General features: G+C 40.1%; 18 protein-coding genes. 1 reads left to right on the forward strand and 17 read right to left on the reverse strand.

The window, feature by feature from the left end; genetic code table 11:
* Positions 1-36 precede the first annotated feature (36 nt).
* The 10 genes from fdhD to gyrA all read right to left on the reverse strand — a co-directional run bounded on the left by fdhD (position 37) and on the right by gyrA (position 12711).
* Entirely contained in the window at positions 37-816 is a 780-nt protein-coding gene (gene fdhD, locus LS74_RS01875; protein ID WP_034586586.1) for a formate dehydrogenase accessory sulfurtransferase FdhD, read from the reverse strand.
* A gap of 25 nt (positions 817-841) precedes the next feature.
* Entirely contained in the window at positions 842-1870 is a 1029-nt protein-coding gene (locus LS74_RS01880; RefSeq protein WP_034586588.1) for a formate dehydrogenase subunit gamma, read from the reverse strand.
* A 17-nt stretch (positions 1871-1887) separates the two neighbouring features.
* Positions 1888-2523: a formate dehydrogenase FDH3 subunit beta gene (fdh3B, locus tag LS74_RS01885; protein ID WP_034586590.1), complete on the reverse strand. Its 636-nt coding sequence runs from the start codon at positions 2521-2523 to the stop codon at positions 1888-1890.
* Positions 2524-2534: 11 nt separating this feature from the next.
* Positions 2535-5354 carry a molybdopterin-dependent oxidoreductase gene (locus LS74_RS01890; protein ID WP_084584237.1) on the reverse strand — a complete coding sequence of 940 codons (2820 nt, stop codon included), beginning with the start codon at positions 5352-5354 and terminating at the stop codon, positions 2535-2537.
* A gap of 16 nt (positions 5355-5370) precedes the next feature.
* Positions 5371-5586 (reverse strand): twin-arginine translocation signal domain-containing protein, encoded by a 216-nt coding sequence (locus LS74_RS01895; protein ID WP_034586595.1) that lies wholly within the window; start codon positions 5584-5586, stop codon positions 5371-5373.
* A 102-nt stretch (positions 5587-5688) separates the two neighbouring features.
* Entirely contained in the window at positions 5689-6369 is a 681-nt protein-coding gene (locus LS74_RS01900) for a molecular chaperone TorD family protein (RefSeq protein ID WP_034586598.1), read from the reverse strand.
* A 2-nt stretch (positions 6370-6371) separates the two neighbouring features.
* Entirely contained in the window at positions 6372-7892 is a 1521-nt protein-coding gene (locus LS74_RS01905; protein WP_034586601.1) for a 4Fe-4S dicluster domain-containing protein, read from the reverse strand.
* Between the two features lie 523 nt (positions 7893-8415).
* Positions 8416-9747, reverse strand: coding sequence for a sigma-54-dependent transcriptional regulator (locus LS74_RS01910; RefSeq protein WP_034586604.1), 1332 nt, complete (start codon positions 9745-9747; stop codon positions 8416-8418).
* Positions 9744-10217: a hypothetical protein gene (locus tag LS74_RS01915; protein WP_034586607.1), complete on the reverse strand. Its 474-nt coding sequence runs from the start codon at positions 10215-10217 to the stop codon at positions 9744-9746. Before LS74_RS01915 ends, LS74_RS01910 begins: the two co-directional genes overlap by 4 nt.
* Before the next feature lie 19 nt (positions 10218-10236).
* The gene (gene gyrA / locus LS74_RS01920; RefSeq protein WP_138128726.1) at positions 10237-12711 is read right to left on the reverse strand and encodes a DNA topoisomerase (ATP-hydrolyzing) subunit A; all 2475 of its coding nucleotides are present in this window, start codon (positions 12709-12711) and stop codon (positions 10237-10239) included.
* A gap of 131 nt (positions 12712-12842) precedes the next feature.
* Here gyrA and LS74_RS01925 point away from each other — a divergent pair, with 131 nt between their 5' ends.
* Positions 12843-13454, forward strand: coding sequence for a LysE family translocator (locus tag LS74_RS01925; protein WP_002956348.1), 612 nt, complete (start codon positions 12843-12845; stop codon positions 13452-13454).
* Between the two features lie 37 nt (positions 13455-13491).
* On the opposite strand, the gene LS74_RS01930 is transcribed toward LS74_RS01925, so the two are convergent.
* The 7 genes from LS74_RS01930 to uvrA are packed head-to-tail and all read right to left on the reverse strand — an operon-like array spanning position 13492 to position 21319.
* The gene (locus LS74_RS01930; protein ID WP_034588663.1) at positions 13492-14334 is read right to left on the reverse strand and encodes an ankyrin repeat domain-containing protein; all 843 of its coding nucleotides are present in this window, start codon (positions 14332-14334) and stop codon (positions 13492-13494) included.
* A gap of 37 nt (positions 14335-14371) precedes the next feature.
* The gene (locus LS74_RS01935) at positions 14372-14866 is read right to left on the reverse strand and encodes an HIT family protein (RefSeq protein ID WP_034588665.1); all 495 of its coding nucleotides are present in this window, start codon (positions 14864-14866) and stop codon (positions 14372-14374) included.
* A gap of 44 nt (positions 14867-14910) precedes the next feature.
* Positions 14911-16389 (reverse strand): Mur ligase family protein, encoded by a 1479-nt coding sequence (locus LS74_RS01940; protein ID WP_034588667.1) that lies wholly within the window; start codon positions 16387-16389, stop codon positions 14911-14913.
* A 10-nt stretch (positions 16390-16399) separates the two neighbouring features.
* Positions 16400-16687: an acylphosphatase gene (locus LS74_RS01945; protein ID WP_014666936.1), complete on the reverse strand. Its 288-nt coding sequence runs from the start codon at positions 16685-16687 to the stop codon at positions 16400-16402.
* On the reverse strand, positions 16674-17438 hold the full coding sequence (locus LS74_RS01950) for an alpha/beta fold hydrolase (RefSeq protein WP_138128728.1): 765 nt from the start codon (positions 17436-17438) through the stop codon (positions 16674-16676). The genes LS74_RS01945 and LS74_RS01950 overlap by 14 nt, the downstream gene beginning before the upstream one ends.
* A 3-nt stretch (positions 17439-17441) precedes the next feature.
* A complete protein-coding gene (locus tag LS74_RS01955) occupies positions 17442-18479 on the reverse strand; it encodes a D-alanine--D-alanine ligase (protein ID WP_034589290.1) in 1038 nt (345 codons plus the stop codon).
* A 2-nt stretch (positions 18480-18481) separates the two neighbouring features.
* Positions 18482-21319 (reverse strand): excinuclease ABC subunit UvrA, encoded by a 2838-nt coding sequence (gene uvrA / locus LS74_RS01960; protein WP_138128730.1) that lies wholly within the window; start codon positions 21317-21319, stop codon positions 18482-18484.
* Between the last annotated feature and the right edge of the window lie 16 nt (positions 21320-21335).

Genomic DNA, 21335 nt, shown 5'->3' on the forward strand with positions numbered 1-21335 from the left:
CAACTATTTACAAAATAGGTAAAAACGCAGGGGATTCTAACATACAATGCGTGAAGTATGTGTGTAAAGATTTAGCGTATCACCACGAGCAAAGCCTACAAGGCTCACTCCTAAAAGTTGAGCAGACTTAATGCCAAGATGTGTTGTAGCCGCACGAGAAATCACCATAGGAATATCACTCATCGCCGCTTTTATCACCATCTCCATTGAGAGCCTCCCGCTCACTATTAAAATAGAATCTTGCAAACTCAAATGACTTAGTCTTGCCATACCAATGACTTTATCAATGGCATTATGTCGCCCCACATCTTCGCATATAAGCGTTTTTTCACACACAAGCATAGCCTTATGCACACAGCCTGTCTGCGAAAAAAGCTCACTTGGGGTATTAAACTCATCAATCAACTCAAAGATTCTATCCGCACTCACTCGCATTGTTGAAGCGATAAATTTCTGCGTAATCTCACCATCAAAATTCGCACTCACCCCCACACAGCAACCTGTTGTTAAGGTTTTTTCTTTATGGAGATGAGCGAGTTTAGATTCTTTAATTTTAGCTTGCATATACACACTTAAGCCATCTTTGGCAATCTCAAGCGAGAGAATATCATCAACAGATTCTAACACACCTTCATTAAGTAAGAATCCTACCAAATGAGCGTCTTGGTGATAAGGCAAACTCATCACCGATAAAAGCTTTGTGCCATTAAGATAAAAGGCTATGCGTTGCTCTTCAACAACATCATCTTGCAATGTCTCCGCCCTGCCATCTCTATGGATTCTTAGCATACGCATTTTATGCAAAACTTTTTCCACACAAGCCCTTTTACAGCACAAACACTTAATGTTTAAAACGCATAGAATCTAACTTGCCTTGAGCCTTTAAATCTTTGTAATAAAGGCTATGAAGCATAGAGAGTTCTTCCTCGCCCATTTTACCATTGATGATAGATTCCATAGCACCTTCAATGGCAAAGACTGCCATATAAATATGCGTTATCAAAAGGGCAATGACAGCAAAACCAAGCACATTATGCAAAATCGCCATAAGACGCAAGGTATTAATATCCGTGCATTGAAAGAACATAACCGCCCCGGTGAAAACCATCACGCCTCCACCAAGTGTAGCCACCCAAAACCACATTTTCTGCCCGGCATTAAATTTATGTGCAGGAACTTCGCGATTAACCTTATCTAAATAACCGCCTAGAATCATCATCCACTTAATATCATAGGATTTAAACAGACAATCTTTCGCCCACATCAAAAACATCAATGTCCCAAACACAGCAAAAAATAAAGTAGCAAACCCGTGCACATCTCGTGCAAAGCGTATCAACGCACCGCCACCAAGCTTATCGCCAAAGACCATCATAAGCCCTGTAAGACAGAGCATTACAAAAGGCACTGCCGCACACCAATGCACGATAATGTTGTATTTTGTAAAAACAACCAAAAAGCTATCGTGTGAATAGTGTCGCTTCCCAACAATCTTATAATGCCCATAAAACGCCATTGGCACAAAAATCACAATCAGCAAAAAGATAAGGGCAAAATACTGCTCTTGCAAAATTGTAAAAAGCTCTCCCAAACCATTCCAGCCACGAATCCCGCCAATATCTTCGCCGTGAGTGAGAGGCTCTATACTCCCACCCTTGCCTACAACAACGCTAGATTCTATCACCCCAGCTGTGTTTGTGCCTAAGCCCCAATTTTTAATGGCTTCAATTTGTGCCGTGCCATAAATATCAGTATTTGTCTTAAATGTAATTGCACCCTTTGGCTCGCTCACACTTACTGAATCTCCCGCACCATACGCATTAAGCAGACTTAACACACACCCAAGCAACGCTATAAAGATATGTTTCATTCATCACTCCTTATGGATTAATCACCATAGGCTTTTTGCCAAGTATGCGGTGTCCTTGCAGGATCTAGCCCTTTTTTCAAAGCACGCTCACGGATAATTGCACTTACATCATCGCTTCCACCTGCTAAAAGTGCCTTTGTAGAGCACATCGCCGCACACGCAGGGACTTTGCCTTCAGCAATGCGATTTTGCCCATATAGGCGATACTCCTCTTCGCTATTTGTTTCTTCGGGACCACCAGCACAAAATGTGCATTTATCCATTGAGCCGCGTGAGCCAAATACATCAGATTTAGGGAATTGTGGTGCGCCAAAAGGACAAGCATACAAGCAATATCCACAGCCAATGCAAGTTTTCTTATCGTGCAAGACAATTCCATCTGCACGGATATAAAAGCAATCCACTGGGCAGACTTTCGCACAAGGTGCATCAGCACAATGCATACAAGCAATAGATATGGATTTTTCCGCACCTTGTATCCCATCATTGAGCGTTACAACGCGTCTTCTATTAATCCCCACAGGCAAGTGGTGAGCTTCTTTACACGCTACATCACAGCCGTGGCAATCAATACAACGATTATCATCGCAATAAAACTTGATTCTTGCGTGTCCGGGATCATTTAAGCCCGTTTTCAATAAAGTATCACTCATCGCCTACCTCCCTACGCTTTTTCAATGCGGCATAATCCGCATTTTGTCTCTGGACAAGCTGTGTTATAGTCAAATCCATAGCTTGAAATCATATTTGCAGATTCACCAATAGCATAAGCAGCCGTGCCTTCAGGATATTTATCAAGCAGATTCTTACCTTGATCAAGCCCAGAGAAATTTTGAGGTATCCACACGCTATTGACATCAACGCGATATGAGAGTTTTGCCTTAATCAACGCACGAGTATCCATTGTGCCATACACCCACACCATATCGCCATCTTTGATACCTAGCTCAAAGGCTTTATCAGGGTGAATCTCAACAAACATTTCACTATGCACTTCAGCTAAATACTTCGCACTTCGCGTTTCTGTCCCTGTCCCCATATGTGAGACCAAACGCCCACTTAGCATATTAATAGGGAATTCTTTCACCCAATCTTTTTCAATCTGTCGTGAGCGGTATTTGATATTTGCCCTAAAATGATTTGGCTTATCTGGGAAGTTAGGATATTTATCCACTAAATCCCCACGCACAGAGTGAATAGGCTCACGATGCAATGGAATCTTATCATACCAATTCCACACAACTGCCCTTGCACGCCCATTACCATAAGGACAAAGTCCTGCTTCAAGTGCTTTTTCGGCTAAAATATTATTACCAAAGCCAAGAGCATAAGTGCTGCCTTCAACTGCCTTTTTCTCTTCGGCACTTAATTTTAAGCCCAAAGATTCAGCATTTGCGGCACTCACAGGCGGATGTCCGGCGATTTTAGAGCCGGGCAATGAGCGAGCTGAAAACATACTTTTCCCATCTGGAGAAGTATCGCCCCAATTCACCCTAAAGCCCATACCACCACGCATAACAGGAATACTATCATTGTAAAATACCGGTGTTCCGGGGTGTTTATCACTCCAGCAAGGCCAAGGCAATCCATAATATTCGCCCTTAAATGGACCTTTGCCCTCCAGCGTTACCTTATCAAACATATGCCAATTTTCTTGGTGTGCTTTTAGCCTTTTGGGACTCATACCTTGTAAGCCGATACTGCGGATACTTTGCGTTAGCTCCGTTGTCGCATCTTCTGGCCATATAAATTCACTTCGCCCATCTTTTTTAGCAATCTCATAAAGACTTCTTTGATACTCTTCTAAGAATCCAAATCGCTTAGCAAACTCAAAGAGAATCTCTTGATCTTCTTTGCATTCAAAGAGTGGCTCCATAACCTTAGAACGCCATTGATAGCTTCTATTTGTCGCTGCTACTGAACCAGAGCTTTCCATTTGACTAGCCGCTGGAAGTAAGAATAAGTCATTATCCCTATCGCTATAAATAGCCAAGTCATTGACATACGGGTCAATAAACACTACAAGCTCTAGCTTATCCATTGCTTTTTTTTGCAAGTCAAGCAAAGATACAGAAGTCATACCTGTGCCAATAACCACTAACGCACGCAACATCGTATCGCCGTTATTTGCCGCATTTTCAGGTTCTAGCACACCAAACTTCCAAGTAGAATGTGCATAACCGCTAGATTCCATCATCTTTTTATCTTTAAAGCGTGAGAGCAACCATTCATATTCAACATACCAATGCTTTGCAAAATGTCGCCAAGACGCTTCATTTAACGCATAATATCCGGGCAAAACATCAGGGTTTGCTGCCATATCTGAACTTCCCTGCACATTATCGTGTCCGCGTAAGATATTGACACCGCCACCATTTTTACCCATATTGCCTAAGAACATTTGTAAAATCGGCATAATCCGCGTGTTGCTTGTGCCAACCGTGTGCTGTGTTAGCCCTTGATTCCAAATGAGACTTGCAGGCTTTGCCTTTGCCATATCTTCAGCAATATGACGGATTGTATCAGCGGGAATCCCAGTAATATTACTTGCCTCTTCAGGCGTCATTTTCATCGCTTCCTTGATGATTTCCTCATAACCATAAATCCGCTCTTGCAAAAATTTCTTATCGTGCAAGTCATTTTTAATAATATGATGAAGCATACCATACACAAGGGCGATGTCTGTCCCACTGCGGATTCTATGATATTCATCAGCCTTTGCCGCAGTCTTACTAAAATGCGGATCTACAACGACAATTTTCGCTCCAGTCTCTTTAGCGCGTAAAATATGCACCATAGATACAGGGTGATTCACTGCAGGATTTGCACCGATGATGAAAATATATTTTGAAAACATCATATCGGCAATATGGTTTGACATTCCACCAAATCCAAATGTATTCGCCACACCGGCGACTGTTGGGGAGTGTCAAACGCGATTGCAGTGATCTAGATTATTTGTCCCAAAAAACGCAGAAAACTTACGCAAATAATAAGCTTGTTCGTTTGAGAGCTTCGCACTTCCTATCCACATTACCGCATCAGGTCCGCTTTCTTCACGAATCTTGCTTAGTTTTGAAGCGATTTTATCCATCGCACTATCCCAGTTTGTGCGTTCCCATTTGCCATTGACTTTTTCAAGTGGATAACGCAAACGCGTCTCGCTTCTTGCCCTATCAATCAAATCCGCACCCTTGCAGCAGTGTCCGCCAAGTGAGATGGGGTGATCTTGGGCGACTTCTTGACGCACCCACACACCATCTTGCACTTCAGCGATAATCCCACAGCCCACAGAGCAGTGTGTGCATATCGTTTTCACACGCTTTGCGTTAGGATAACGCTCCTTTAGCTCCGCCTCACTCGCTTTTCTAATGACACGCTCACCCTCATTCCCAAAAGCACTACTCACACCAGCCACAGAAGCCAATGCAGAAAGCTTAAGGAATGAGCGTCTCGCATTGCGTCTTTCATTCACTTCGCTCATTTTCACTCCTTATATGTCATTTGGCGACAGAAAAATATGTCTGCCAATACTGCGTATCGCTACGATACAGAATCTCTTGCTTTTTGCTTTTACCCTTGATGACTTCTTTTTGTTTGTGTTCTCCAGAACACCCATTCAAACTAAGGGAGCCTATCGCAACCACAGCCCCACCAATCCCAGCAGTTTTTAAAAACTTACGCCTTGATTGATTGTCTTCTTGCGTTTTACTCATAGAGCCTCCTTTTGCTTTTTGACTTTTGGGATAAACCCATTTGAACTTTTAAGACTAAAAGCTCAAATCAGCCTACCGCCATCACTCTTACAGCATTACCCCCTACAACAAAGCAGATTCCACCTGCAAAAAGCTTTTGAGTAACTCTCCTATACTCGCATAATAGCTTAAATCTTCCCTTTGTTGTAATGCTTTGCTTACATACTCACCCAAAGGCAAAACAAGCTCATTTGCCACCTCTATGCTTAAGCTTTTATCATTCTCATCATTTGATAGCAATAAATATCGCATAAGTAAAAGTAAGAATCCTAAATGCTCCTCACTCTCCTTACACTCTTTGCTATTTAGTCTAAAGGTGCTTTGCTTAGTTAATCCTCGTGCTTTTAACAGGGATTTACCATTTAAACAGCTTTCAACATAATGTGAGAGATAGAGCATCACACGCCCCACACTTTGAGAGTGCATATTAGATTCCATTTCATTAGAATCTCGCCTTTTTCTTTGAGGCATTGGCGTATTAGGCAAAGGAGTATCAAAAGGCAAAATAAAAGTGCGTGTATATTCATCAAGTATCCCTTTTATGCCTTTATGCATAATCTCACTTTCCAAAAGCTCAAAATGCACTTTATCGCTTTCATTTAAGCTATTTTCCTTTAAGATTCTAATCTGCTCTAAAAGCACACTGCCACGCTCACTTAATAGCTCATACAAAAATAATCCTGCAAAAAAGTCATAATACAAAGCTCTTGCTTTTGCTAAAGATTCTACATTACTCTGTGGCATATCTATCCCTCAAACATCACTTTCACTTTACAATCAGTACAACATTCTAAAGTTTTGAGCTTCAAGCTATCATTGCCAAAGCTTGGCATTAGAATTTGCTTAATCTTATTGATACTTTTTTGTGTGGCAAATACCTTATTACACTCCACACATCTAAAAGGCTCATCACTCGCAATAGGCGTATAAGCAAAGCTTTTCTCTTCTAATGCTAGGCTAGATTCTTCTAAACTTAGCACCTGCTCCGCACAGCTTGCTACACAATAGCCACAATCCGTGCAAAGGGCAGGTTTATACAAAAGCTCAAAACGACTTTGATTATTCACTAATGCCTTTGTATTACACGCCTCCACACAGCTAAGGCACAAGGTGCATTGCTCCGCGTTAATGCCTAAAATCCCAAAGCCTTGAATCTTAACCTTGCCATAGCTCTCTTGCTTTATCCAAAATCGCATTCTTTCTGCAAATATGTCCTTACTACTCTCATTTTCCCTTGGAGTATAGACATAATGACTTTGTGGCAGGGGCTTTAATGTAGATATATCATCTATCTCGCTAAGCTCCATAATGGCTGTTGAAGAAAAGATTCTTTTATATATCTCGTTGATAGAATCTCTATCAGTATTTGTGTGTTCACCAAGGGGAGCATACAAAATAATAGAAGAGCCACTCTCTTGCAATAATGTTAAAAAATATACGCTATTTAGCATATCTGGGACTTGCAACACAAAAGGTAGGATAAGGGGATTTTGCTCTTTTAGAATCTTAAAATTTTCTATAAATTCACTGCTCTCAAAGATTTCTCTTCTCACCACAAGCGGAATATAGTCTTTATACAACCTAGCCTTGTAAGTAAAAGCCTCTAATCCATCACCTTGCCGCTGCACACTCCCTGTGGGGCAGACACTCACACATCGCCCACACGCAATACAATCAATCGCAGAAAGCTCCAAGATTCTAGCATTTTTATCACTTGTTATACCAATAGTTGGGCATATATCCACACAGCTATGACACACACTTTCCCCACTTGCTAAAGGGCGTCTTAGCTGAAATTGACAATGCGTGGGGTTAAAAATAATGTTTCTCTCATAGCTCTGCTCCCCACAGAATCCCAAAAGGGCTTGAAGCATTTGAATGGCACTCTCATACATATTTGGCTTATGTACACCCTTACATTCAGGCAAATCAAGTGGGGCAAAACACACAACCTGTGCGGTTTGAAGACTCTCTATCTCGCCAAGAGCATTTTTAAATCGCAGATTAAATGCTCCCAAATGCCCCTTTAAACTCACAAAGTCCTGTGGCAAAAGCTGTGAAACTTCCAAAACATAAGAATGCTCTTTTTCTACACAAAGAGATAAAAACGCATCACATAAATCCCCATAGCCTATAACCACACATTGCGGTGGTATCAAACTTATAGAATCTTTATTAAGCGAAGTAAAATCAAGGGTCAGCTCATCGCACTCGTGCAGAATCTCCGCTTCTTGTGCGTTCAAAGCCATCTCTGTGTGTTGTGTCATTATCCTTATCCTGAGCTTATTTGTTGTAAGTTGTTTGTTTGCTGTTTTCTAAGGCGGAATGATACACTATCTTTACAAAAATGAAAATATTCTTTTACCCATTGTATCTTTGTATATTTTTTAACATATCCTTTTTTGTAACAACTATCTTTTTTGGTTTAAAAGTTATGTTTTATAGCTTGTGTATTCATTGTGATGTATTGCAATGCAAGCTGTGATAATTATCTTAAGTAGTATTTAAAGGTCTTTAGATTCTAAACCCCAAAACTAAAAAGTCAAGAGAGTATGCAAAAAGCTTGTGGTATAAGCATAGATTTAAAATCCATACTTATGTGGATTGGGTTTATACAAAACTCAATGACATTGTAAAAAGAAGTTTTATGAATAAATCTCGTAGATAAAACAAAAGTAAGCTTTCTTAAAAGCGGATAATGGAGATTTTATAAAGTATGACTTACAGCCCAACTGCAACAACTATAAAAAGGGTCATTAGAATCTAAGTCTAGAATCCTGCAAACCAAGCTCACAAGCCATAACGGGCGATTTTATGACGCAAGACTTCTATATTCATACCTAGCATATCACTTGCTTTTTGTAAGTCATTGTGAGATTCTGTAAGCGTTTGGGCGATGAGCTGTTTTTCTAGCTCACTTATGCCTTGTTTTTGCGGTGAGTTACCGCTAAGTGCCTGACTACGAGATTCTAAACATAAATCCTTTGGGCTTATCTCATCATTTTCACTTAAAATCCCCGCTCGCTCCACGACTGAAAGCAACTCTCGCACATTACCATACCACTCATAGCCAAGTAATACTTCCTTTGCCTCGTTGGAAAATCGCTTCTGCCCTAAGCCATACTGCATACAGACAGATTCTAGCTTCCACTCACTGAGAGGTAAAATCTCCTCCTTTCTCTCTTTGAGTGGTGGGACAGGCAAGGGAATAGTCTGCAAACGGAAAAATAAATCCTCCCTAAACTCATTTTTTGCAATCTTAGCTTGAATGTTGGCATTTGTCGCGGAGATAAAACGCACATCAATTTTAATGGGCTTGGAGCTGCCTAGTCGTGTAACGCTTTTTTCTTGCAAAACACGCAAAAGCTTTGCTTGAAGGCTTAAAGGCATTTCGCCAATCTCATCTAAAAATACACTTCCACCATTAGCATCTTCCAAAATGCCCGGCTTTGGGCTTGTGGCGTCTGTAAAAGCTCCTTTTTCATAGCCAAAAAGCTCAGATTCTAATAAATGCTCGGGGATTGCTGCCATATTGATAGCGATAAATGGTGCGTTGGCACGGGAGGAATTTTTATGGATAAAGTTTGCAAATACATCTTTACCTACACCACTTTGCCCTAAAATCAGCACACTTGCATCAGTCTTAGCCACTTTCAACGCGATATTTTTTGCCTCTTCTAGCTTTGGAGAAGTGGAGATAAAATCTTTAGTAGGCTTCTGGGATTTGTGGGCATTTGTAGAATCTTGGGGCTTTGTGGGGTTTTGCGTGATTGTATGCACTTTATGACTTCGCTCTATGGCTTCAATGAGTGCTTCTATCTCAAAACCTTTAACAAGAAAATCTTTCACACCCAAGCGGATAGACTTAATCGCATTTTGCACAGAAGCATTACCTGTGATGACAATGGCTTCATATCGCCCATTTAGCTCTTGCAAAAAGCTTAGTCCGTCCATTTGGGGCATATTAATATCAGTAATCACGAGATGAAAACTATCATCAAGCTTTTTTAGGGCATCTTTTGGATTCTTAAAACTTACAATTTCATATTGCGGATAGTCTTCAAAGGCTGTCTCTAAGGACTTTCTATAATTAATATCATCTTCTATAATGGCAATTTTCATCTCTCCCCCTTGGCTAAAATATACATCACTATGCTTTTATCAACAAGCTTTGCCCTAATCCTTGTTGGAGCTATCTCAAGGCTGACTTTTGAGCTTATGGCGTTATTCCTACCTTTTGTGCTTTCACGCACATTCACTTCATACCCATACAAACACTCAAGCACCTGCTCTTTTTCCTGCTTTAAAACAGATGAAATGAAATAGGGCATATCGTCCATTATAAGATATCTACTCGCATCAATCTCACACTCCTTTGTGATATGATACCCGCTCTTTTCTTGCATTACTTGCGACACGCGGTAACGCTCACGCTGGGCTAGATTATCTTGACTAACAACTTTGTATGAAATAAGCAACTCAACTTCTAGCCCATCAAATCGCTCATCATACGGAAGTAAATCAAGCTTGTTTGCCCCAAAGGCACAAACATAAGCCCCAAGCATAAGCCAAGCTACAAGTTTATAACGCATAGAATCTCCCATTCTCGCACTAATCTTCTTGTGTTAATCCCTCTTCTTCATTATCTTCTTTTGGCTCTTTGGGGCAGACATTGGCGTAAGCAACTTTATCATTGCCAACATTGACAATTTTCACGCCACTCGTATTACGCCCTGCTTCGCGTATGGCTTCGGTATCTACGCGTATCATTTTACCCGAGCTTGTCAGCACCATTAAATCCATATTTTCATCATTGATATTGACCACACTCACAAGTTTGCCCGTTTTTGGAGTAAGCTTCATTACAATCACACCCTTACCTGCACGCGATTGTAGCCTATACTCTCCTGCTAATGTTTGCTTACCAATGCCCTGCTCACTCACGGTTAAAAGCTTATCTGTATCGCTTGTGATTGTCGTTGCCGCGATGACGCAATCTTCACTTGCCTTAAACTTAATACCCGTTACCCCACGGCTCACCCGTCCAATCTCTCGCAATTCATCAACGCCAAAGCGGATACACATACCCTGCTGTGTAGCGATAAATAGCTCTTTGACACTTGAACCCACAATATGTGCAGTTACTAGTTCATCATTCCCATCAAGATTAATCGCTCTCACCCCAACGCTGCGGATATTGCTGTATTCTTTGAGATTTGTGCGTTTGACAATACCATTTTTAGTAAAGAATACAAGTGATTTATCATTATTAAAATCCGTTGTCGTGATAGTTGCCATAATCTTTTCATCAGGGGAGAGATTAATAAGATTCACAACTGCCTTGCCAATGGCTGTGCGCCCCGCTTCTGGAATCTTATAGACTTTGAGCCAATAGAGCTGTCCCTTGTTGGTAACAAACATAATCGTATCGTGCGTATTTGCCACAAAGAAAGATTCAATAAAGTCATCTTCGTGCGTATTCCCGCTAATCTTACCTTTACCACCACGATTTTGCTTTTCATAAGTTTTAAGTAGCACTCGTTTGACATAGCCGCGATGGCTCATTGTTACCACAACTTTTTCATTTGGGATTAAATCCTCTACATCAATGCTGTCATAGTCCTCTTCAATCTGTGTTTTGCGTTTGGAGCTAAACTTTTCTTTTATCTCTAAAAGCTCATCTTTTACGATACTTTTTAGCTTTTCTTCACTTTTAAGGATAGATTCTAAATATGCGATTTGTTCTTGTAGCTCGGCATATTCAGCATTAATCTTATCTCGCTCTAACCCTGTAAGGCGTTGCAAACGCATTTCAAGTATGGCTTTAGCTTGTAGCTCACTTAAGCTAAACTTCTCTACTAACGCATTTTTTGCTTCTTCTGTATCTTTTGACGCACGAATAATGCGGATAATCTCATCAATATTATCAAGGGCTATGATTAAGCCCTCCAAAATATGCGCTCTAGCCTTAGCCTTTTCAAGCTCAAAAATGCTTCGGCGGATAATAATGGTCTTGCGATGAGCAATAAAAATCTGCAATAGCTCAAGGAGATTAAAAATCTTTGGCTCTTTATTATTAATCGCAAGAAGTATGATTCCAAAGGTGCTTTCCATTGTGGTGGATTTAAAAAGATGATTAAGCACAATCTCACTCATCGCATCGCGTTTTAGCTCAATGACTACGCGTATCCCTTCTCTATCGCTCTCATCTCGCACTTCTGCAATGCCTTCTATAATCTTTTCTTTAGCAAGTTCGGATATTTGCTCCACAAGCTTGGCTTTATTGACTTGATAAGGCACTTCATCAATCACAATCACATCTTTTGTCTTTGTTTTTTCAATATGCACCTTTGCGCGCACACGGATTCTCCCTCGCCCTGTGCGGTAAGCCTCTAAGATTCCCGCCTTGCCATAGATAATCCCACCTGTTGGAAAATCCGGTCCTTGCACAAGTTCAAGCACATCATCAACATTTTGCGTGTTGTTATCAATCACAAAAATGAGTGCGTCAATAATCTCATCAATGCGGTGTGGTGGGATAGAAGTCGCCATACCCACAGCAATACCACTTGAGCCATTCACAAGCAAATTTGGGATTCTACTAGGCAGGACATCTGGCTCACTTAGCGTATTATCATAGTTTGGCACAAACTCCACTGTGTCCTTATCAATATCGCGTAGCATTTCTTCACTCGCACTTGTCATACGCGCTTCAGTATAACGCATAGCCGCTGCACCATCGCCATCAATAGAGCCAAAGTTCCCCTGCCCATCTACAAGCTCAAGTCGCATAGAAAAGTCCTGTGCCATACGCACAAGTGCATCATATACGGCTGTATCGCCGTGCGGGTGATATTTACCAATCACATCACCTACAATTCTCGCACTTTTCTTATAAGGGCGGCGGGGGGATAGGCTTAACTCATTCATCGCATATAAGATTCTCCTATGCACCGGCTTTAACCCATCTTTAGCATCTGGCAATGCCCGCCCCACAATAACACTCATTGAATAATCAAGATAACTCTCCTTAATAGAATCATCAATCTTTACTTCCACACTTTTATCTTCTAGTAGGCTATCCATTCTCTCTCCAAAACGATTTTTTACAAAGTGATTTTTAAAGGCAGGATTCTAGCCCAAATTGACTAAAAATAGGCTTACTTCTAAGCAAAAAGGACTATAATAACCCATTTATCTTTTCCCAAAGGTTTGTTATGGATAGTATAGAAAAAATCGTTCTTCTTTGCCTTATGGGCTTTTTTGGTGCAATCACGCCCGGACCTGATATTTTACTCACACTCAAAACAACCTTGCGTTATGGAATCTTGCAAGGATTTAAAGTGCTTTTTGGCATAGCAAGTGGGTGGTTTTTGTATCTAGGGATTATTTATGTGGGGCTAAGCCATTGGCTTAATACGCCCATTATTCAGCTTATCCTTAGCTTTGTGGGTGGAGGCTATTTGCTCTATCTTGCTTTTGCTATGCTCAATGCCACGCCCTACACGCTAGATTCTACGCACAATGTCAAAAAAGATGGCTTTTTGCAGGGCTTAATCCTTAATGTCTCTAATCCTAAGGCTATTTTGTTTTTTATCTTTTTGGTTACACCTTTTGTTGATGAAAATATCAAACTTGGACTTGTGGCGTTGTGGTGTTCGCTTTTTGCCGCTTTTGTTTTTGTGATTTTGAGTGCAAACATAGCAAGAAGTTACATTAATGCAAAGACTTTTTATGTGATTGATAGAATCTGTGGCGTTTTATTTGCTATTTTTGCGTGGCTTTTGTGCTTTGAGTGCGGGGAGATTGTTGCTACATTATTGCTTTAGATTCACGAGATTCTACAATAAGATTCTAGAGCTAGATCTACCACAGCCGCAATTCTGTATTTGTCTTTTTATATAGACTATCACCCTTTCCATCAAGGTCATATTCCACCGCAAAGCCATATTTTATATCCGTAACACCTGATTTTTTAATGCGGATATTCTCATAAGTATCTGTTGGAATCTTCAAGCTCCCCACAGACGCATTTGAACGCGGTGGAATCTTTTTACTCACTTCCGCTTCGCTGATTAAATCTCCATTGATATACAATGCAATGTAATTAATAGTAGCAAACTTATCGCTTGTATTGTTAATGCTGATATTCACACTTCCTTGCCCAAGATTAAATGAAGAAGCATTAAGCGTAATATCAGAGTTTTTAATACTCACAGCAGGCAGAGAGCGAGTAGCTAAAATATAACGCGCAGGTGTATCGCCCTTGTGATTTTCCGCATACATATCCGCACCATTAGAAAGCAAAAGGCTTATCATTTCAGGATTCTTTTTCATCACTGCATAATGCAGGGGCGTATTCCCCAAATGCTCATCGGCAACTTTGACTTTAGCCCCCTTACTAATCAATGCTTTAGCAAATTTGAGATTATTCAAAGCCACAACCTTAAGCAATGGTGTCTCGCCGTGAGAGACTGCATTGACATCAGCTCCGCGTTCAATCAAAAGATATAAAATCTCTAGATTCCCTTTCCTTGCCGCATCATAAAGCGGTGTGCTTCCACGCAGTCTAGCTTCAACATCAGCCCCAAGATTTATGCCCTTACGCACTTCTGTGTAGTCATTGCTAAAAAGCAAATAGTTGTATCTGTCATTTGCCCCATAGCTTAGACTTACAATAATGGCTAATATTACTAAGTAGATTCTCATTTTTGCTCCTTTTATTTTCTCTCTATTTATCTCAAGCTTATCCCGCAGGATTCAAATGCTTTTTACTTAAAACTTTAATCTTTTGATAGATAGAATCAAAATCCATTCCATAAGTGCGAGTGTCAGCTATACTTGTAATAAAATTTGTATCGCCTACATATCGTGGCACAAAGTGTATATGTAAATGCTCTGGGATTCCAGCTCCACCTGCTTTTTTGATATTTATCCCCATATTTACCCCTTGTGCGCCATACTCATACAGCACAGACATCGCCTTATGTGAAAGTGTGTGTAGATGAAGCCACACTTCAAGGGGTAATTTCTCTGGGGAATCGCAATGGGACAAAGGCAAAAGCATAAAATGCCCGGGTGTGTAGGGGTAAAGATTCATAACACCAAAGACAAAATCATCACGATAGATTACACGATTTTTCTCATCATCTTGCGGATTATTGGCAATATGGCAAAACACGCACCCCTCAATGCAAGAGCCAAAATATTCACTCCTCCAAGGTGCGTAGATTCTATCCATTCTTTACCCCTTATATACAGAATCTTGCAAAATCTTACAGAATCTCAAATATAGCTTGGTGCGTCATTACTAAACAGCACCAAATCGTGCGGTTGAGAGCAGGATTTGAGCATATCTTCAAGCATAGACTTATCTTTAATAATAATTTTTTGCGTGTTATGAATATTATCAGCAAGTGTCCTAGCATTCAACTCTCCCGTGATAATCGCAATATCAAAGACTTCATCAATAGCTTTTGCAAGTTCAATATTTGCCTCCTTTGTGGATTCCACAATGCCGGGTGTTACGATGATCTTGCGTCCTTCATAGAGTGAAGAAAGCCTTATAGCTTCCTTCATACCCTTAAGATTCCCATTAAACCCATCATCAATAATAAGCTTTTGATTTGTTTGAATCTTATTTAACCTATGCGGGATTGGCTCAATCCTTTTTACCGCTTTTTGAATCTCCTCCACCCTAAGCCCAAGCTCAACCCCCATATAAATCGCCGCACTTAGATTCACAACATTAAACTGCCCCAGCACCATTGTGTCAAAGCGATGCCATTCATTTTTAATGAATAGCTCAAAGCTTGTGCCTTCAAGGTTTGCCTCTACATTTCGCACATTTTCAGGAAAATATGTGATTTTTTTAGCAAGGGCATTATCAAGATTCTGCGGTTTTAGATTATCTTTAAATACAAAAGCTTTTTTGAGCCTTTTGCTTTGCAATAGCTCAAATTTCGTCTCAACAATATTTTCTAAACTTTTAAAATACTCTAAATGCTGTTCGCCTACTTCACCAATCACAGCATAATGCGGATTAATAAACTCACTAATCAAAGCAATATCACCTTTTAAACGCGCCCCAGCTTCTGCGATGTAAATCTCTGTGGTGTAATCAAGGTTATTATTAATATCAGCCACAATGCCCGTATGCGTATTAACACTTCTAGGCGTGGCATACACACGATACTTTTCTTTTAGAATCTGCGTGAGAAAGTTTTTCATACTCGTTTTGCCGTAGCTCCCTGTTACGCCGATGATAATAAGACGCGACATAATATCAAGCTTCTCTTTAGCAAGGACGATATAGCGATTAAGCAAGACATTTTCATATATTTTTGAAATCACACTCGCAAAAATAAGTGGCATTAAATCAAGCAATCCACTCTCAATATCAAGCATATAGCACAAAGATTCATTTAAAGCCATAAAGATAAAAAAGATCACAAAAAATTTCACAACACGAGGGGTGAAATTAAGTCTTTTATCAAGCTTTATAGCCCAAATTACAAGAGCGATAAAATACACCAAGCTCAAACTCACAAGGATATAATCACCCCAAGGGCTAGGCACAAAAAATCCGCCAACATAAACAACTAAGGGAAGAATAAAATAATACAAATGCCAAGAGCGTTTATGGTGCATAAACAGCACTCTTTTAAAACTATAATTATACCACTGCAAATTCGTCATTCCATAATATGCTAGGCATAGTGCAAATGCCCATTGTGCTATTGTATCAATGATTTGCATATCCATTATTTTCTCCTTATCTTAGAATCTCAAAACTATCAAATTCTGCTTTAGCAACATCACTTACTTCTATATGCGACACTTCACTTTTAATCGTGCCAACACTCAAAATCTCATAGAGTTTTTGTAAATCTTCCTTGCTTCCTTGTGCGACAACACGCACACTGCCATCGCTAAGGTTACACACATAGCCACTTATTTTCATCTCTTCTTCATTAATTACATCAACCTTTGCCTTCACAAAACGGCGGAATCCCACGCCCTGCACCTTGCCAAAAACTAAAAACTGCCTACTTTGTTTCACACTTGCTCCTATATAATCGCTCTACTTCCAAGCCTTGCTTTAAAAAAAAGTAGTGATCACCTTGCATTGGAAAAAATCTACCTTGCTTTATTAAACCTGCGATTTTCTCTCCACAAAAAAGCGGTGTAGCCTTATCAGATTCTCCCCAAAAAATACTCGCTACTCCACCATATGAGCTAAACTCCCCTGAAAAATCCTCATCAACGACATTTTTAAAAGTTTGATACATTCCTTCATTCATCGCACTTACATCGCTTGAGCGGAATACCTTGCCTATACTCCTAAGCCCTAGTTTTCCCATTATCTTAGTTAAAGCGATTTTAAAACGCACTTTCAAAGGCTTTGGCACGATGATTCCAGCAGATGAGAGTAAAATCATCTCTTTTGGCTGACACAAAGTCGCTACCTTACCCCCAAAGCTATGCCCTACAATCACGCATTCACTCGCTTCTATTTTAGCCACTTCCCACATAAACTTCCGTATTATATTGGCATAATCCTGCGTATGTAAAGGCTTCTCATTAGGGCTATTGCCAAAGCCGGGCATATCTACATAAATATGACAAAACTCCCTAAAACACTTGCCAAAGGCGATTTTCATCAAATCCTTGTTGCTCCCCCAGCCGTGTAAAAATAGCATAATAGGCGGTGAATCTTGAGATTCTAAAGATTGAGATTCCAAATCCGGCTTTAGAATCTCATAACTTATATCAAAGATATTCCCTTGATACTCTATCCGCCTTTGTGCCATAGATTACTTTCCTTTTGCGTGATGAATGCGTTCAATATATTTATAGCTTACCTTGATAGAATGTTTTTTTGGCAAATTATGAGCTAAAGATTCAAGCACCAATGCAAAATCTTCAAATAAATAATTCGCCATAGACCCAGGAATAGGATTAATCTCATTCAAATACACTTCATTATCAATCACAAAAAAATCGCAACGGATCAACGCTCCCTCAAAAGCATTTTCATAAAGTTTGGCAAAATTTTGCTGAATCTGCTTTTCAAGCTCTTGGCTAATATCAGCTTTCAAAACCTGTGCCGTGCGAGAAAAGTCCAAATATTTATTTTCAAAATCTAGCATTTCTTTTTTACTTGGCTCTTCTACAATAGAGAATCTAAACTCATCACCTATCTTGCACCCAGCTAAGTTGTATTCTTTCACACCACTTTTAAAGCACTCCACCACAATGCTATCATCATACTCAAATGCTAAGTCTTTAGCATATTCTAGCTCATCTTCTTTATTTACCACGCTCACACCTATGGAGCTTCCAAGGCGAGATGGCTTTAAAATCAAAGGATAGGGCAAAGTGGGATTAGGGCTATTGCGAGTGAGAATCTCATAATCTAACACTTTCACACCCCTTGATTGTGTGTAAATCTTTGTCAAAGCCTTGTTGAAACTCATCACACTAGATTCTATACGCGGACCAATAAAAGGAATATGATAAAAATCAAGCAACGCACTTATACTGCCATCTTCCCCATCTGCTCCGTGTATCAGGCTAATAAGCGTATTTGGGATAATCGCCTTGAAACCAAAAAGAGATTTTTTCACAAATGAACCCCTTTGCAAAAAAATCTCTGTGCATTTTTTATACTCCCCTGAACTAAAAGTTTTAGACTTCATTAGCGTTGCAGGGATAAGATAGAATCTATGCGAAGAATCTAAAAAAATAAAATTTGAAATTTTATCGCCCAGCACCTTTTTTATCGCCACCGCACTTACAATGCTAATCTCGTGTTCAAAGCTCACACCGCCAAATATTACATCAAATTTCATTTTTACTCCTTTTGTTTTTTTGCGTTTTTATGTTTTTTATCGCGTTCTAATTCCAAGGCTAGATATTTACCCGTATAACTTCCGCTTTTTGAATGATTTTTGACAATCTGCTCCACAGAGCCACTATCCACGACTTTTCCACCACTCGCTCCACCTTCTGGACCAATATCAAGGATATAATCCGCATTCTTAATCATATCCAAATTATGTTCAATAACAATAACAGAATTGCCCAAATCCACCAAATGATGCAGCACCTTTGTGAGCCTATCCACATCGGCAAAATGTAGTCCCGTGGTTGGTTCATCAAGCACATAGAGCGTCTTGCCTGTGTCCTTACGGCTAAGCTCTTTTGCAAGTTTTATCCTTTGAGCTTCCCCGCCACTTAAAGTGATGGCATTTTGCCCCAATGTAATATAGCCTAGCCCCACATCTTGCAGGGTTTGCAAACGCGAAGCAATCTTTGGCACTTTAGCAAAAAAATCCAACGCAGATTCAACGCTCATACTTAGCACATCAGCAATATTCTTGCCCTTATAGGTAATCTCAAGCGTTTGGGGATTGTATTTCGCCCCTTGGCACATATCACATTTCACCATAATGTCTGGCAAAAAGTGCATTTCAATCTTAATCTCCCCTTCCCCTTGGCATTTCTCACATCGCCCACCTTTGACATTAAAGCTAAATCGCCCTGCTCCATAGCCGCGAATCTTAGATTCTTTAACCTCAGCAAACAAAGAGCGTATATCGTCCATAAGATGCGTATAAGTGGCTGGATTGCTTCGTGGAGTGCGTCCAATAGGGCTTTGATCTAAATAAATGACTTTGTCCAAATGCTCTAAGCCCACAATCTCAACGCCATCGCATTTTTGCACCTTTTTAGCATTGTTTAAAAGCTCTTGAGCCACAGGCAGAAGCGTTTGTAAAATAAGAGAGCTTTTACCACTCCCACTCACCCCCGTTACGCATACAAACTGCGATAATGGAATCTTGGTGCTAAGCGAGTGAATATTATTAATGCTGACATTTTTGATACTAAGCCAATGTTTAATTGTGCGTTTATGCGGATACTCAATAATCCGCTCTCCTTTAACATACTCCGCTGTCAGCGTGTGAGATTCTAATAACGCCTTAACATCACCGCTAAAGACAACCTCCCCTCCACGCAGTCCCGCTTCTGGTCCAATATCTACAATATAATCTGCATTTAAAATCGTCTCTTTGTCGTGTTCTACCACAATAACACTATTGCCCTTTTCCTGCAAACTCCGCAAGGTTTTAATAAGCCGCAAGGTGTCTCGCTCGTGCAGTCCAATGCTAGGCTCATCAAGCACATACATCACGCCTGTAAGCCCACTGCCGATTTGACTAGCGATGCGAATGCGTTGAGATTCTCCACCGCTAATACTTCTTGCATCACGCCCCAAACTCAAATAGCCTAGCCCCACATCATAGAGAAAAAACAGCCTTTCTCTTATTTCTTTTAAAATAGGCTCTGCGATGAAGCTTTTTTGAGAATCTAGATAGGCAAAATGTGAGCTATCATTAAAAAACTCATACACCTTTTCAATAGGCAGACTGATAATATCCCCTATACCAAGCCCTGCAACTTTCACGCTTAAAGATTCAGGCTTCAAGCGATGTCCATTACATTTTTGACATACCTTTTCTGTTGTGTAATCGCCTAACTCTTTATCATCTTTAAACATATCATACGCAATTTGCAAAATCCCCTTCCACGGACGCTTTAATTTACTTGAACGCCAAGTGATTTCCACTTCCTCTTCTCGCCCATAAAGGAGTATGCTTTGTTGTGTGCTACTTAGCTCTTCAAAACTTGAATCTGGATTAATCTTAGCACTCTTACACAGAGCATAAAAAAGCTCGGCATAATAGTTGCGATTAAAGCCAAAAATGATTTTTATCCCACCCTTATTCAGCGGCTGAGATTTATCTAAAATCTTTTTAATATCAATAGCATATTTTGCTCCAAGCCCAGAGCAGTCTTCACACGCACCCTTTGGTGAGTTAAAGGAAAAACCAAGTGGCTCTAGCTCTTCAAAACTCACTTTACATTTAAAACACGCAAAATGCTCTGAATAATGCAAGATTTTTTTCTCACTCACAAGCTCTACTTCTATCTCGCCATAAGATTCTTTTAACGCCTTTTCCACACCTTGTGCGATACGCGCTCTATTCTCATCTGTATTGACCACTCTATCTATCACAACCTTAATCGTATGCTTTTTATGCTTAGCAAGTTCAAATTCCTCATCAAGTCGCACCATCACACCATCTACCATTGCACGCACATAGCCCTTTTGACGCAAAGATTCTATTTTGTCAGCAAAACTACCCTTTTTCTCTTTCACAATGGGGGCTAAAAGTATGAGTTTTGAATCTTTAGGCAAAGAGAGAATCTGCTCAATAATATCCGTTTGACTCATTTGCGAAATAGATTCACCACATAAATGACAATGCTGAATCCCAACCCTCGCATACAGCAAACGCAAATAGTCATAAATCTCTGTAATCGTGCCAACCGTGGAGCGTGGATTTTTGCTTGTGGTTTTTTGATCAATGGCAATAGCAGGGGTTAGCCCTTCAATCTTATCAACATTTGGCTTCCCCACCTTATCCAAAAACTGCCGTGCATAGCTTGAAAGCGATTCTATATATCGCCTTTGCCCTTCAGCATAGAGTGTGTCAAATGCTAGAGTTGATTTGCCAGAGCCTGAAAGTCCGGTAAAAACAACAAGCTGATTTTTAGGGATACTCAAATTGATGTTTTTAAGATTATTCTCCCTTGCCCCTGTGATGTGAATATAATCATTTTTCAAAGATTATCCTTAGATT

It is taken from the genome of Helicobacter magdeburgensis (genome assembly GCF_000765825.2).
In the GTDB taxonomy this organism is placed as follows: Bacteria; Campylobacterota; Campylobacteria; order Campylobacterales; family Helicobacteraceae; genus Helicobacter_C; species Helicobacter_C magdeburgensis.